Consider the following 12,915-nt stretch of genomic DNA (forward strand, 5'->3'; position numbering starts at 1 on the left):
ACCGAATCACCCAACGGCCATTGGGCCGGGACCGGTCGATTGATGAAATAGGGCTTGGCACGGACTGCTAGGGACTTGGGCCCCCTTTCGGGCGCTGTCAAGGCACTATCTATAGCAGAACCATTGCGTGAATGGCCCCTCACGGCTTATATAGGGGTTAATTCCCGTCATCGCTGATGACCCCCCGGTTTCGCCTCCAAAGAGGTGGGCGAAGCACAAAGGAGATTTGCCCATGAGCAACGCACCTCTGATGCCCAAGGCGACCGCCGTCTGGCTGCTCGACAACACGGCGCTGACCTTCGATCAGGTCGCCGATTTCACCAAAATGCACCCCCTGGAGGTGCGCGCGATCGCCGACGGCGACGCCGCCCAGGGCATCAAGGGCATGGACCCCCTCTCCAACGGCCAGTTGACCCGCGAGGAGATTGAGAAGGGCGAGAGAAACCCCGACTACCGGCTCCGCCTCCAGGAGAGCAAGGTGGTGCTGCCGCCCCAGCCCAAGCGCAAGGGGCCGCGCTACACCCCGGTCTCGCGTCGCCACGAGCGCCCGAGCGCCATCCTCTGGCTGCTGCGTAACCATGCCGAGCTGAAGGACGCCCAGATCATGCGCCTGGTCGGCACGACCAAGAGCACGATCGCGAGCGTGCGTGACCGCACCCACTGGAACACCGCCGGGCTGACGCCGATCGACCCCGTCACCCTCGGCCTCTGCTCGCAGATCGAGCTCGATTTCGAGGTGGCGCGCGCAGCCAAGGAAAAGCCGATCGACGCAGCCTATGGCGGCGCCACCCTGCTGCCGGCCTCCGAGACCACGAAGAAGGACGAATACGAGCCGGCGGAGAAGAGCAGCGACGACCTCAACGTCGACGCCGTGTTCGCCAAGCTGAAGACGCTCGGCGGCAAGAAGCAGGAGGAAGAGGAGTAGGTTGCAGCTCCTCGGCTGAACGTCGAAATCGATTCGGACGCGGCGGGGCCATCCGCCGCGTTTTTGTTTTTTGGGCACAGCGGATCGCGCGGCCCCTCATTCTGAGGAGCACGGTACGGCCTTCCCGGCCATTGGCTTTCACCGGTTCAACGGCGAAAGCATCACGATGTCTTCGCATCCGGACGGCACAGCGCGTCGCCACCGCGGGCCATATTGGAAACGAACGGATACGAGCGGCGCATGACGCTGAAGTCGGCGCGACTATCACCCAGGATTTGCAGGCGCGGCGCGTCGTTGGTGCGGAAGACGCGAGCCCGGACAAAGTAGGGCTGCGCTCCAGGCGCCAGTTCGAGCTTGCCGCTCAGGCTGACAAATTCCGGTCCTTCCTTGGACTGCTTCACCCGCAAGACCGTGGCGCCGCACACCCCCTCCACCACGTTGACGCCGCACCAACCCTCTCCACAGGATGAGATGTCGAGAACGAGCTTGTCGCCGGGCATCTCGTCGACCCAGCGGCCCCCAAGCGCGAGGGCGGAAAGGTCGGACTCGGCAAGTGCCTTGCCGGCGAAGCAAACCGACGCGGCGTTTGCAACGACAAACGGTAGCGCGATCGCAGCAGCCCATCGCGCGAACATCGGCCTATGGCGACGTCCACCGCCCGCCAGGATGAAGTCGCGAAAGCGTGTCAGGAACGTGACGGTCATGGTGTATGCCTTCCAGAGTGATCCATTTGTGTCGTGCTCTCGACGAGGCGGGTTCACGCGCATGCGCCGCGACAAAGCCGCAGCGGTGAGCCACGATTCCATGGAAGACTCCCCAGCAGGCTCAACCCGACCGATGAGGCGTCCCGGCATTGCAATCATGATTGCAATCGGCTTGCTGACATTGCCGATCGGGCTTGCGGCGGTGGCATCAGGCCTCGGCGTGCTGCGCCTGCCCTACCCGTTATTCGTCGTGCTTCAACGCCTCCCGATCATCTTTTCGCTGCACATGATCGCATCGGGCGCGGCGCTCATGATCGTTGCCCTCGTGATCCTGCTGCGGCGATATCCGGCGTGGCACCGTCCGCTCGGCCGTATCGCGGCAGGGTGCGTGCTGATCGGCGGCTTTACATCCCTTCCCGTCGCGATGGCGAGCGAGGCGAACGCGATGGCGCGCGCCGGTTTTATCGCCCAGGGGACGGTCTGGATTGCGCTGACGGTTGCCGGTCTTCTCGCGCTCAGGGCCAGGGATTTCCGGCGCCATGCGCGCTGCATGTTGGCCATGGCGGCCGTGACGTCGGGCGCAATCTGGCTGCGGCTGGCGACCACGGCAGCGGTGCAACTGATGTGGTCTTTCGCACCGGCTTACGCCTCTGCGGCCTGGCTATGCTGGCTCGTGCCGCTCTTGATTGCGATCGGCTCAACGCGTGGGCTGGCGGCCGGCCCCGGCGCGTCCCCCGATCTGGCGCGTCTTGCAAATGCCGTGAACAAAGCCTGAAATACTTCGTCAACCCAGCTCGATCGTGTCGTCGACCTCGTGGACGAGTCCGACGCTGTCGATGGTCAGCACCATCTTCGCCTTCAGCTTCTCATGCCCCTTGATCTTGCCGCCCGCGATCGCATCGCGCACGGCCTTCTCGATCTCGCGTTGCGAGGTGACGCCGACTTGCTTGAGGAATTTACGCAAGGACGTGTTGAACTGGTCCTCGTTCATGACGGCCTCCGTTGACCGGGCCGGCTTACGGCCGCTCCGGATGGTTGAGCATGTACTCGCCGAGATCGCGCTGGCGGCGATCGGCGCGGGCAGTCGCGGCGCTGCGCTGGACATCGCGGTCCTTGCGGCAAGCGACGTATTCGGGCGAGCCCTGCGCATAGCCGCGGCTCTGGCAGGCGGCGTCGTCATCGTCGTTGCCCATCGCCACCGGCGCCTGGTTGCGCGCAGCGCAGGCGGACAGGGCCAGCGCAAGCAGAGCAGCAGTGAAAAAGCGCAACGCAGTCGTGATGGGCATAAGGGGTCCTCGATTTGCCGGCACTCTGTAGCGCGGAATGAGGAAAATGTAAGTCCCGCAACGTGCTTTCGTCATGCCCCGCGAAGGCGGGGGCATCCAGTATTCCAGAGGCCCCGAGAGACGCGGAGAGGGCGCGGCGTACAGGATTCCCCGCTTTCGCGGGGAATGACAGCGGAGGCCGAAGCGATGGCGTCCCGTCACGCTCGCAGGATGCGTTTCGCCTCACACTCTTCCCTTCAAGGCATCCCCGATTTCATCCAGCACCTTGGGATCCTCGATGGTGGCCGGCATGGTCCATGACTCGCCGTCGGCAATCTTCTTGATGGTGCCGCGCAGGATTTTTCCGGAGCGCGTCTTGGGCAGGCGGCCGACGGTGATGGCGAGCTTGAAGGCCGCGACCGGGCCGAGCTTATCGCGCACCAGCGCGATGATCTCCTTCTCGATCTCGGCTGGCGCGCGCTTGACGCCGGCCTTAAGCACCAGGAAGCCGCAGGGCACCTCGCCCTTGATTGCGTCCTTGATGCCGAGCACGGCGCATTCGGCGACATCAGGATGCGAGGCGAGGATCTCCTCCATGCCACCGGTCGACAGACGATGGCCGGCGACGTTGATGATGTCGTCGGTGCGGCCCATGACCCAGACATAACCGTCCTCGTCCTTGTAGCCGGCGTCGGAGGTTTTGTAGTAGCCGGGAAATTCGGTGAGGTAGGCCTCCTTGAAGCGCGCATCCTGATTCCACAGCGTCGGCAGGCAGCCCGGCGGCATCGGCAGCTTGATGACGATCGAGCCCATGGTGTTGGCGGCAACGGGCTTGGCCGCCTCGTCCACCACGTCGACCTGATAGCCCGGCATCGGCACGGTCGGCGAGCCGTGCTTCACCGGCAGCTGACCGAGGCCCACCGGATTGCCGGCGATGCACCAGCCGGTCTCGGTCTGCCACCAGTGGTCGATGACAGGCACCTTCAACTGCGCTTCCGCCCATTCCACCGTCGGCGGATCGGCGCGCTCGCCGGCGAGGAACAGGGTGCGGAATTTCGACAGGTCGTATTGCCGGATGAATTTTCCGTCCGGATCCTCTTTGCGGATCGCGCGGAAGGCGGTCGGCGCGGTGAACAGCGCCACCGCCTCGTGCTCTGATATCACGCGCCAGAACGCGCCCGCGTCAGGCGTGCCGACCGGCTTGCCTTCATACATGACCGTGGTCGCGCCATGAATCAGCGGGCCGTAGACGATGTAGCTGTGGCCGACCACCCAGCCGATGTCGGAGCCGCACCACCAGACCTCGCCCGGCTTGACGCCGTAGAGGTTGAACATCGACCATTTGATTGCGACGAGGTGCCCGCCGTTGTCGCGCACCACGCCCTTGGGGATGCCGGTCGTGCCCGACGTGTAGAGGATGTAGAGCGGATCGGTGGCCGCGACCGGCACGCAAGGCGCGCGCTTGCCGTCGTTCAGCGCCTTGCGGCGCAGGCTCGCCCAGTCATAGTCGCGGCTCGGTGTCAGCTCGCATACATGCTGCGGACGTTGCAGGATGATGCAGGCTTTTGGCTTCGCCGTCGCCAGCTTGATCGCCTCATCGAGCAGCGGCTTGTACTGCACGATGCGGCCCGGCTCGATGCCGCAGCTTGCGGAGAGGATCAGCTTTGGCTCTGCGTCGTCGATGCGGGTGGCGAGCTCCTTGGCGGCAAAGCCGCCGAACACCACCGAGTGCACCGCGCCGATGCGCGCGCAGGCGAGCATGGCGACCACGGCCTCCGGCACCATCGGCATGTAGAGGAGTACGCGGTCGCCTTTGGCGACGCCGAAATCCTGCATGATCGCGCCGAGTGCCTGCGCCTCTTTCAGGAGCTCGGCATAGGTAAATCTCGTGACGCTGCCCGTAAGCGGGGAATCGTGGATCAGCGCGAGCTGGTCGGCCCGGCCGCGTTCGACGTGGCGATCGAGCGCGTTGTAGCAGGTGTTGACGACGGCGCCTGCGAACCAGCGGCCATAGGTGCCCTGGGCGGGGTCGAAAACCTTCTTCGCAGGCTCGATCCAGTCGATCTCCTGCGCGGCCTCGGCCCAGAAGCTCCCGGGGTCGGCCAGCGAGCGCGCATGGACCTCGTGATATCGGCTCTTTCCTTCGAGGCTTCCCTGGACGTTCATACCCGGCTCCCGTTTCCTCTTATTCGCTGGCTTTGACCTGACGGCGAAAACGCTGTTCCGCCATGATCAGGGTCAATTGCCCGCGCTGTTTGGGGGTATTTTCCCGGGAACGGGCTGCGGTTCAAGCTGAAAAGGATGGGCTTTCGGCGGACATTCCGCCTTGGGCGCGCCCCGGCGGTGCTGCACTCCCTCTCCCCGTTCTTACGGGAAGAGGGTTGGGGCGAGGGACTGCGTCCGCAAAAACAGAGATAGCTGAACTCGCGGAGGTTCCCCCTCACCCGGATTGCATCTGCGATGCGATCCGGCCTCTTCCCGCAGGCGGGGAGAGGTGGAAAGGGGCCTCAGCTCTCCATCCCGCTCAGCCGCTGCAAACGCTCCTGCATGGCCTTCTTCAGGTCGTAGCCCGGCCGCCCGAAGCCAGTGTTGCGGGCACTCAGGAAATCGCGCTGGGTGCGGCGGAGGTCGGAGGCGGTGCGGCCGTTAGATGACTTCAGCACGCGCGCATAGGTGTCGGCGATCTGGCGGTCGAGCACGCCGAGCTGCGGATCGGCGCAGATCACCTTCTCGACCTCGCGCTTTGCGGTGGCGCAATCAAACGACGGGCCGCTATCGTCGGCGGACCGCGCATGCAGTGGGCGCGACGGTTGAGCACCGAACTTGGCGATCTCGGCAATCATGGTGCGGCGGCCATCGGCCGCATTCTCGTTGCCGGGATCGAGCCGCAGCGCCGTCTCGTAATCGGCCAGCGCCTTCTTCCGCTCGCCCATCTTGCCGTAGAGCACGGCGCGGTTGTTGTAGGTGAGGGCAAAGCTCGGATCGAGCTTGAGCGCGGCATCATAGTCGCCGAGCGCAGCACCGAGCTCGCCCTTGAACTGATAGGAGTCGCCGCGATTGGTGAAGAAGTTCGGCCGATGCTCCAGCTTGAGCGCCTGGTCGTAGTCGGCGATCGCCTTGTCGTACTCGCCCTTCTCCGCGTAGGACAGGCCACGATTATCGTAGAATTCCGCCTCCGTGGGATCGAGCCGGATCGCCTCGCTGTCGTCGGCAATGGCCTTGTCGAGCTGGCCGAGCTTCTTGTAGGCGGCGCCGCGGTTGGTGTAGCTGCGCGCGTGGTTCGGATCGAGCCGCAGCGCCTCGCTGAGATCCCGGATCGCCTTCTCATGGTCGCCGCGGAGATACCAGGTCGCGCCGCGGTCGGACCAGGCTTGCGCATAGTCCGGCTTCAGCTTGATCGCCTGGTCATAGTCCGCAAGCGCCCGGTCGAGCCGGCGCTGGTTGGTGTAGACGATGCCGCGCAGCTCGTAGGCTTCCGCATCCTGCGGATCGAGCTCGATTGCCTTGCCGAGGTCGGCCGCGGCGCGGCCGAGATCGCCGCCGGCCTCGCGCAGGAGATCGCCGCGCAGGCGAAAGGCGCGCGCGTTCCTGCCATCGAGCGCGATCGCGCGATCGAGATCCTTCAGGGCGTCCGCCGAGCCGCCGGAGGTTTTCGCGTTGGCATCGGCGCGCACCACCAGCGCCGCGGCGCGGTCGGTCGCCGCATTCGCGGTCTGGTCGATGATCGTGGTGCAGGCCGCAATGAGCCGCGGAATGGATTCCTTGCTGCCGAGCACGCAATCGACGGGCGTTCCGCCGGCCGCGGCGGGGCCTGCAGCAAGAGTGAGGCCGACCGCAAGGCTGGCGCCAAGCAGCGAGGTTCTGGCAAGGAACGAAAGTTGCGGGCAATGATGCGGACCGCACATGGCGATGGCTCCGAGACGACGGCTTTCTCCGTTGTCGCAGTCGCGCGGAGACAGGTTCAAGACGGCGCCACACGCTCGGTGCACCTCTCCCGCTTGCGGGGGAGGTCGGCGCGAAGCGCCGGGTGGGGGCTCTCTCCCCTCAGGGAATCTCTCTCTGTGGAGACACCCTCACCCCAACCCTCTCCCGCATGCGGGAGAGGGAGCGCACCTCCCGCGCCGAAGCAGTTCAGTACCCATCCACGCCGTTCAGCCGCTGCAAGCGGTCCTTCATCGCCTTCTTCAAATCATACCCGGGCCGGCCAAATTCGGCGTTGCGGCCGGCGATGAAATCGTCCTGCTCGCGCTGGAGGGTCTTGGCTTCCGCGGGACTACCGGCCTCGCGCGTGACGCGCGCGCTGGCGGCAAAGATCTCGCGGTCGAGATCGGCAAGCTCGGGACTGCCGCAGATCGCCTTCTCCACGGCGCGGCGGGCGCGTGCGCAGTTGAAGCTCGGCTTGCCGGCGACCGCCATCTGCGCGCCCAGACGCTCGAGCTCCTGCGCCATCGCCTTGTGGTTGGCCCTGGCCTTCTCGTGATTGGGATTGATCCGCAAGGCCGCGCCAAAATCCTGCACCGCCTTGGGCCGGTCGCCCTTCTTCAGCCAGAGCTCGCCGCGCGCGTTGAAGATGTCGGCGAGCGAAGGATCGAGCAATAGCGCGCGGCTGAAATCGGCGATGGCACGATCGATCTGGTCGTGCCGCGCAAGCAGCGCGCCGCGCGAGACCAGCGCCTTGACGAGATCGGGCTTGGCGGTCTTCTCGTTGTCGATCACGTCACCGCAGGCGGACGTTGCCTTCTCGACATCATCCGCCGCCGTCGCGGCGAGGCACGGCGCGATGTCGATCTGCGCGACTGCGGCCGGCTCGCCACCGGTCGCGGCCCGGCCTTGATGGGCCGGCAGCACGCACAGGATCATGGCGGTGCAGAGGCTCGGAATCAGAATGGATCGGCGCATCATCGTTGCAGTCGGAAATTCTCGCGTCGTGGAGGCGCTCTCCACTATACAGCCGGATTGATGCTAGCATCGTACCGCTGACGGTTTGGGGATATCTCGTGTCGACCTTCGAATGGATCATCGCACTTCTGCTCGGCGCCGTTGCCTTATCGGCGCTGGCGCGGCGGATCAAGGTCCCCTACCCGACCTTTCTCGCCATCGGTGGCGCGCTGCTCGCTTTCGTGCCCGCGAGCCCCTCCTGGACGCTCCAGCCCGATCTCGCCTTGGCGCTTTTTGTCGCACCGGTGCTACTGGATGCCGCCTATGACACCTCGTTGCGCGATCTCCGCAACAACTGGGTTCCGGTCTCGACGCTTGTGGTCGCCGCGGTCGGCTTGACCACGGCCGGTGTCGCACTGGTGACGCATCGGTTGGTCCCCGATATGCCCTGGGCCGCCGCGGTCGCGCTCGGCGCGATCGTCGCGCCGCCGGATGCGGCTGCCGCGGTCGCCATCCTGCGTCAGGTCCGCCTGCCTTATCGCATGGTCAAGGTCCTCGAAGGCGAGAGTCTGCTGAATGATGCGAGCGCGCTGCTGATCTATCGCATCGCGGTCGGCGCGGTCGTGATGGAGCACCTGAAGTGGAGCGAGATCGCGCCGACAATCGCGCTCGCGCTCGGCGGCAGCGTCATCGCCGGCTATCTCGCGGCGCGCATCATGCCGCTGTTCATCACGCGGATCACGGAAGCGCCGAGCGCGATCATCGTGCAATTCGCTACGACCTTCATGATCTGGATCGGCGCCGAGCATCTCGGCCTCTCCGGTATCCTGACCATCGTCGTCTACGCCATGGCCGTCGCGCGCATGGCGCCGGCGCGCATGCCGGCGCGGTTGCGGGTGCCGTCCTACGCGGTGTGGGAGACGACCGTGTTCGTGCTCAACGTGCTCGCCTTCATACTGATCGGATTGCAGGTTCAGCCGATCTGGTCGCGCCTCGCAGAGGATGTGCGCTGGGAGTATTGCGTGGCGGCAGCGTGGATCCTGCTCACGGTGATCCTGGTGCGGCTCGCCTGGGTGATGACCTACCGCACGATCCTGCGCATCCTCGTCGCGTACGGCATCTATTGCCCGACGGACCCGAATGCAGTGACCTCGCCCAAGGGCGGCATCATCGTATCCTGGTGCGGCATGCGAGGGCTGGTGACGCTCGCCACCGCCTTTGCGCTGCCGGAGAATTTCCCCTATCGCGACTTCATCCTGTTCATAGCCTTCGCCGTCGTGCTGGGATCACTGGTGATCCAGGGCCTGACGCTACGGCCGCTGATCCTGGCATTCGACCTCAAGGACGATGATCCCGTCGCGGGCGAGGTCGCTCGCGGACGCGCGCTCGCCTATCAGGCCGCGCTCGACGAGATCGATGCGGATCCGTCGGAAGAGGCCGAGATCCTGCGGCTGGAATACCGGGCGCTGCTGATGCAGGCCGAGAACGATCCCAATGGCGGCGTCGCCAGCGGCGAGCTGCCCGCCGATCCCCTGCGCCGCCGCGCCATCGACGCCGCCCGCAAGACCATCTTCGACCTGCGTGCCACAGAGGTCATCGGCGACGACGCGTTTCACAAGCTCGAGGAAGAGCTGGATCGTGCCGAGCTGAGCGCGGGGGGATGATGCTCCCAGACAAGCGAAGCGCAGATCCGGGACGACAGAGGAGGGTGTGGCTGGCGATCACGCCCCTGATTTACACGTGATGCCGCCGTCGACGATGAGCTCGATACCCGTCACGTATTTCGACTCGTCGGAGGCCAAAAACAGCGCGGCGTTGGCGACGTCCCAGGCGTCGCCCATGTGGCCCATCGGCACCTGGGCGTCGCGGGCGCGCCACATCGCCTCCACGTCGCCCTTGGCGTAGCTGGCAGCGAGACCTGCGGAATGTTCGACCATCGGCGTCTTCATCAGGCCGGGCAGGATCGCGTTGACGCGGACATGGTGGCGCGCGAACTCGACCGCCGTGGTGCGCGTCATCATGTTCATCGCAGCCTTCGAGGTGCCGTAGCTGACGTAGGAGAGGCCCATGTGGCGGATCGAGGCGATCGAGGAGATGTTGATGATCGAGCCGCCGCCCTGCTTTGTCATCACGGGGATCACCTGCTTCATGGCGAGGTAGGCGCTCTTGAGGTTGACGGTGAAGACGCGATCCCAGCTCTCCTCGGTCACCTCGACCACGCTGCCCATCTCGGCGATGCCGACATTGTTGTCGAGCACGTCGATGCGGCCATAGGCTTTCAGGCACGCTGCGACCATGACCTCAATGTCGCTCGCGCGCGACACATCGGCGGTGAAAGCGGCCGCCTTGCCGCCCTCGCTTGTGATGATCTTCGCGGTCTCCTCGGCCGCAGTGCCGCTGCGATCGACGCAAAACACCGACGCGCCCTCACGCGCAAAGGTCACCGCTGTCGCCTTGCCGTTGCCCCAGCCCGGTCCGATCGAGCCGGCGCCGACTACCATCGCGACCTTGCCCTTGAGCCGATCCATCGCGTTTCTCCCTTACTTCTGTTGTTCTTCGCAGACGCTCATGCGGGTGACATCAGTACCGACGGCGTGGCCGATGATCTCCGACAACGTCCGGCATTTTCCTTCGCTGCACAACCGCCACTCCCCGGCGACGCCGGAATTGCCGAGCATCACCTCACGCATGGGTGGGCGCGCGGGTCGCCACTGGAACCAGCCGTCAGTGAGGCGCGCCTCGGGCGGCGGCTCCATGCCGGCGCCGGAGCCTTTGACTCGCGCCTGCACGAGCTCGAGGCCCTCCGGCGTGACGCGCCAGTCTTCCTGCCAGTCGATCTTCTCGATCGAATGCGTCCAGACAAGCGTGAAGGCTGCGAGCGCCAGCGCCTTCACGCTTCCGGCCGAGGCGAGGCAGAGGCTCACACCGCCTGGACCGTTGCCGGCGGGCGCTGCCGCCATTGCCAGAGCACGATCGCGGCCGTCAGCACGAAGCCGATGGTGTCACTGAGCGGGAAGTCGCCAAGCAGGCAGAGCGCGGCGCCGAGCGCGAGCGCGCGTTCGAGCAAGCTGAGCCGCGTGAACAGGAAGCCGATCGCGACCATGCCGAACAGGCCGATCGCCGCCAGCGCCTTGAAGGTCGCGAGCGCCACCGCGCCATAGAAGCCGAGCTTTGCGGCCATCGGATCGCCCGCCTGCAGCATCAACGCCGGCGAATAGACGAAGATGAAGGGGATGACGTAGCCGGCGAGCGCGATGCGCATCGCTTCCCAGCCGATCTTGTCCGGATTCTCCTTGGCGATCGGCGCCGCGGCGAGTGCGGCGAGCGCGACCGGCGGCGAGAGGTCGGCCATGATGCCGTAATAGAACGCGAACATGTGGCTCGCGATCAGGGGCACCCCTAACTTTGCCAGCGCGGGTGCGGCGAGCGCGGCGGTGATGATGTAGGTCGGGATCGTGGGAATGCCGGTGCCGAGCAGGATCGACAGCAGCATGGTCATGATCAGCGCCAGGAATAGGCTCTTCTCGCCGAGCCCGATCACCCAGCCGCCGAAGATTGTGCCGACGCCGGTCTGCGACATCATGCCGATGATGACGCCGACGATGGCGCAGGCCATGCCGACCGTGATGGCGGATTTCGCGCTTTCGGCCAGCGCATCGCGGCAGGCGCGCAAAGCGGCAAGCCCGCCGCGGACGAAGGCGGTGATCACGATCAACCCGGCGACGACACATGACACCGGCACGATCTGAAGGCCGTCGCGCGACAGTGCGGCGACGACGAGCGCAAGCCCGATCCAGAAGATGTAGCGGATCACCATGGCCGATGCCCCCGCCGTGATGCTGGCCCCCAGGATCAGCGTCACCGTCAGCGCAAGGCCCATGCTGCCGGCATAGAGCGGCGTAAAGCCTTCGAACAGCATGTAGACGAGCGCCGCAAGCGGCAGCACGAGGTACCAGCGCGTCACCAGCGCTTTCCAGGCGCTCGGGATTTCCCCGCGTTTCATGCCGGTGAGCCCGTGCTTGCCGGCTTCCAGATGCACCATCCAGAAGGCGGAAGCGAAATAGAGCACCGCAGGAATCGCAGCCGCCTTCACGATTTCCGAGTACTGGACCCCTAGCGTCTCCGCCATGATGAAGGCCACCGCGCCCATCACCGGCGGCATGATCTGCCCGCCCATCGAAGCGGTGGCCTCGACGCCGGCGGCAAAGGCGCGGCGGTAGCCGAACTTGATCATCAGGGGAATCGTGAACTGGCCGACTGTCACGACATTGGCAACGCCCGAGCCCGAGATCGTGCCCATCATGCCCGAGGCGAACACCGCGACCTTGGCAGGGCCGCCACGGGTGCGGCCGAACAGGCCGAGCGAGACGTCGGTGAAGAGCTGAATCATGCCGGCGCGCTCCAGGAACGAGCCGAACAGGATGAACAGGAAAATGTAGGTCGCCGAGACGTAGATCGGCACGCCGTAGAAACCTTCGGTGCCGAAGGACAGATGCGTGACGATCTGGTCGAAGTCATAACCGCGATGGTTGAGCGGCGACGGCAGGTACTGGCCGAAGAACCAGTAGACGAGGCACGCGCCGCACATCAAAGGCAGCGCCGCGCCCATCAGGCGCCGCGTGCCCTCGAAGATCAGCACCGCGAGCAGCGTACCGACGGCGAGATCGACCTGCGTCGGATCGCCGTCGCGCGCGATCAGATCGGCGTAAAAGATCCATTGATAGAGGCCGCACAAAAATCCGGCGCCGCCGATCAGCCATCCGATCGCGCGGCCGGCATCGCTTCGGGCCGTGAAGTTGCCGATCAGGCCGAAGGTGAGCAGCACGAGGAAGCCGACATGGACGCCGCGCACCACCTGGCTTGGCAGATAGTTGAAGGCGGCGACGTAGAGCTGGAAGGCCGCAAACGCGATGCCGATCCAGTAGGCGAGATGACCCCACCAGCCCGGTCCGAATCCTTCCGGAAAGCCATGCTCGAAATTGTCGAATTCGACCTTGATGGGCGCCTGTGCGCCCTCCGCCTGCAACATGCCCGTTTCCCCGCGCCCCGATGGGGGCGTTATTACAGCATTTGCGCTGCGTCCTGAATACGTCATGCGCTTTGCTCCGTCATTCCGGGGCGATGCGACGGGACCGCGCGAAGC

Annotated in this window: 12 protein-coding genes; 3 read left to right on the forward strand and 9 right to left on the reverse strand. The window is 65.5% G+C overall.

Translation table 11 applies throughout. The features are described 5' to 3' along the window. The first annotated feature begins 232 nt into the window (after positions 1-232). Complete coding sequence (locus tag YUU_RS0100950; protein WP_027520658.1) at positions 233-925, forward strand: DUF1013 domain-containing protein; 693 nt, start codon at positions 233-235, stop codon at positions 923-925. Positions 926-1,086: 161 nt separating this feature from the next. Here the strand turns inward: YUU_RS0100950 and YUU_RS60035 are convergent, their stop codons facing one another. Beyond that, positions 1,087-1,731 (reverse strand): hypothetical protein, encoded by a 645-nt coding sequence (locus YUU_RS60035; protein WP_198031674.1) that lies wholly within the window; start codon positions 1,729-1,731, stop codon positions 1,087-1,089. A gap of 55 nt (positions 1,732-1,786) precedes the next feature. Here YUU_RS60035 and YUU_RS60040 point away from each other — a divergent pair, with 55 nt between their 5' ends. Further along, positions 1,787-2,404, forward strand: a complete 618-nt coding sequence (locus YUU_RS60040) for a DUF2306 domain-containing protein (RefSeq protein ID WP_198031675.1) — start codon at positions 1,787-1,789, stop codon at positions 2,402-2,404. Between the two features lie 9 nt (positions 2,405-2,413). On the opposite strand, the gene YUU_RS0100965 is transcribed toward YUU_RS60040, so the two are convergent. From YUU_RS0100965 to YUU_RS0100985, 5 genes are all read right to left on the reverse strand, one after another. After that, complete coding sequence (locus YUU_RS0100965) at positions 2,414-2,620, reverse strand: DUF6494 family protein (protein WP_027520660.1); 207 nt, start codon at positions 2,618-2,620, stop codon at positions 2,414-2,416. Positions 2,621-2,645: 25 nt separating this feature from the next. Next, positions 2,646-2,915: a hypothetical protein gene (locus YUU_RS0100970; RefSeq protein WP_051389564.1), complete on the reverse strand. Its 270-nt coding sequence runs from the start codon at positions 2,913-2,915 to the stop codon at positions 2,646-2,648. A gap of 222 nt (positions 2,916-3,137) precedes the next feature. After that, positions 3,138-5,060 (reverse strand): propionyl-CoA synthetase, encoded by a 1,923-nt coding sequence (locus YUU_RS0100975; protein WP_027520662.1) that lies wholly within the window; start codon positions 5,058-5,060, stop codon positions 3,138-3,140. Between the two features lie 341 nt (positions 5,061-5,401). Further along, positions 5,402-6,799, reverse strand: coding sequence for a tetratricopeptide repeat protein (locus YUU_RS0100980; protein ID WP_027520663.1), 1,398 nt, complete (start codon positions 6,797-6,799; stop codon positions 5,402-5,404). 226 nt (positions 6,800-7,025) lie between these two features. Further along, on the reverse strand, positions 7,026-7,754 hold the full coding sequence (locus YUU_RS0100985) for a tetratricopeptide repeat protein (protein WP_027520664.1): 729 nt from the start codon (positions 7,752-7,754) through the stop codon (positions 7,026-7,028). Between the two features lie 137 nt (positions 7,755-7,891). On the opposite strand from YUU_RS0100985, the gene YUU_RS0100990 reads away from it, so the two are divergent. Next, positions 7,892-9,436, forward strand: coding sequence for a sodium:proton antiporter (locus YUU_RS0100990; RefSeq protein ID WP_027520665.1), 1,545 nt, complete (start codon positions 7,892-7,894; stop codon positions 9,434-9,436). 57 nt (positions 9,437-9,493) lie between these two features. Here YUU_RS0100990 and YUU_RS0100995 read toward each other — a convergent pair whose 3' ends face one another. Genes YUU_RS0100995 through YUU_RS0101005 form a run of 3 tightly spaced genes read right to left on the reverse strand, consistent with a single transcriptional unit; the run spans position 9,494 to position 12,801 of the window. Next, positions 9,494-10,300 carry an SDR family NAD(P)-dependent oxidoreductase gene (locus YUU_RS0100995; protein WP_027520666.1) on the reverse strand — a complete coding sequence of 269 codons (807 nt, stop codon included), beginning with the start codon at positions 10,298-10,300 and terminating at the stop codon, positions 9,494-9,496. Between the two features lie 12 nt (positions 10,301-10,312). Then, positions 10,313-10,732: a DUF1850 domain-containing protein gene (locus YUU_RS0101000; RefSeq protein WP_027520667.1), complete on the reverse strand. Its 420-nt coding sequence runs from the start codon at positions 10,730-10,732 to the stop codon at positions 10,313-10,315. Beyond that, positions 10,693-12,801 (reverse strand): TRAP transporter permease, encoded by a 2,109-nt coding sequence (locus YUU_RS0101005; protein WP_027520668.1) that lies wholly within the window; start codon positions 12,799-12,801, stop codon positions 10,693-10,695. Before YUU_RS0101005 ends, YUU_RS0101000 begins: the two co-directional genes overlap by 40 nt. Positions 12,802-12,915: the final 114 nt, after the last annotated feature.

The sequence above is a fragment of the Bradyrhizobium sp. Ec3.3 genome, assembly GCF_000472925.1.
Lineage (GTDB): Bacteria > Pseudomonadota > Alphaproteobacteria > Rhizobiales > Xanthobacteraceae > Bradyrhizobium.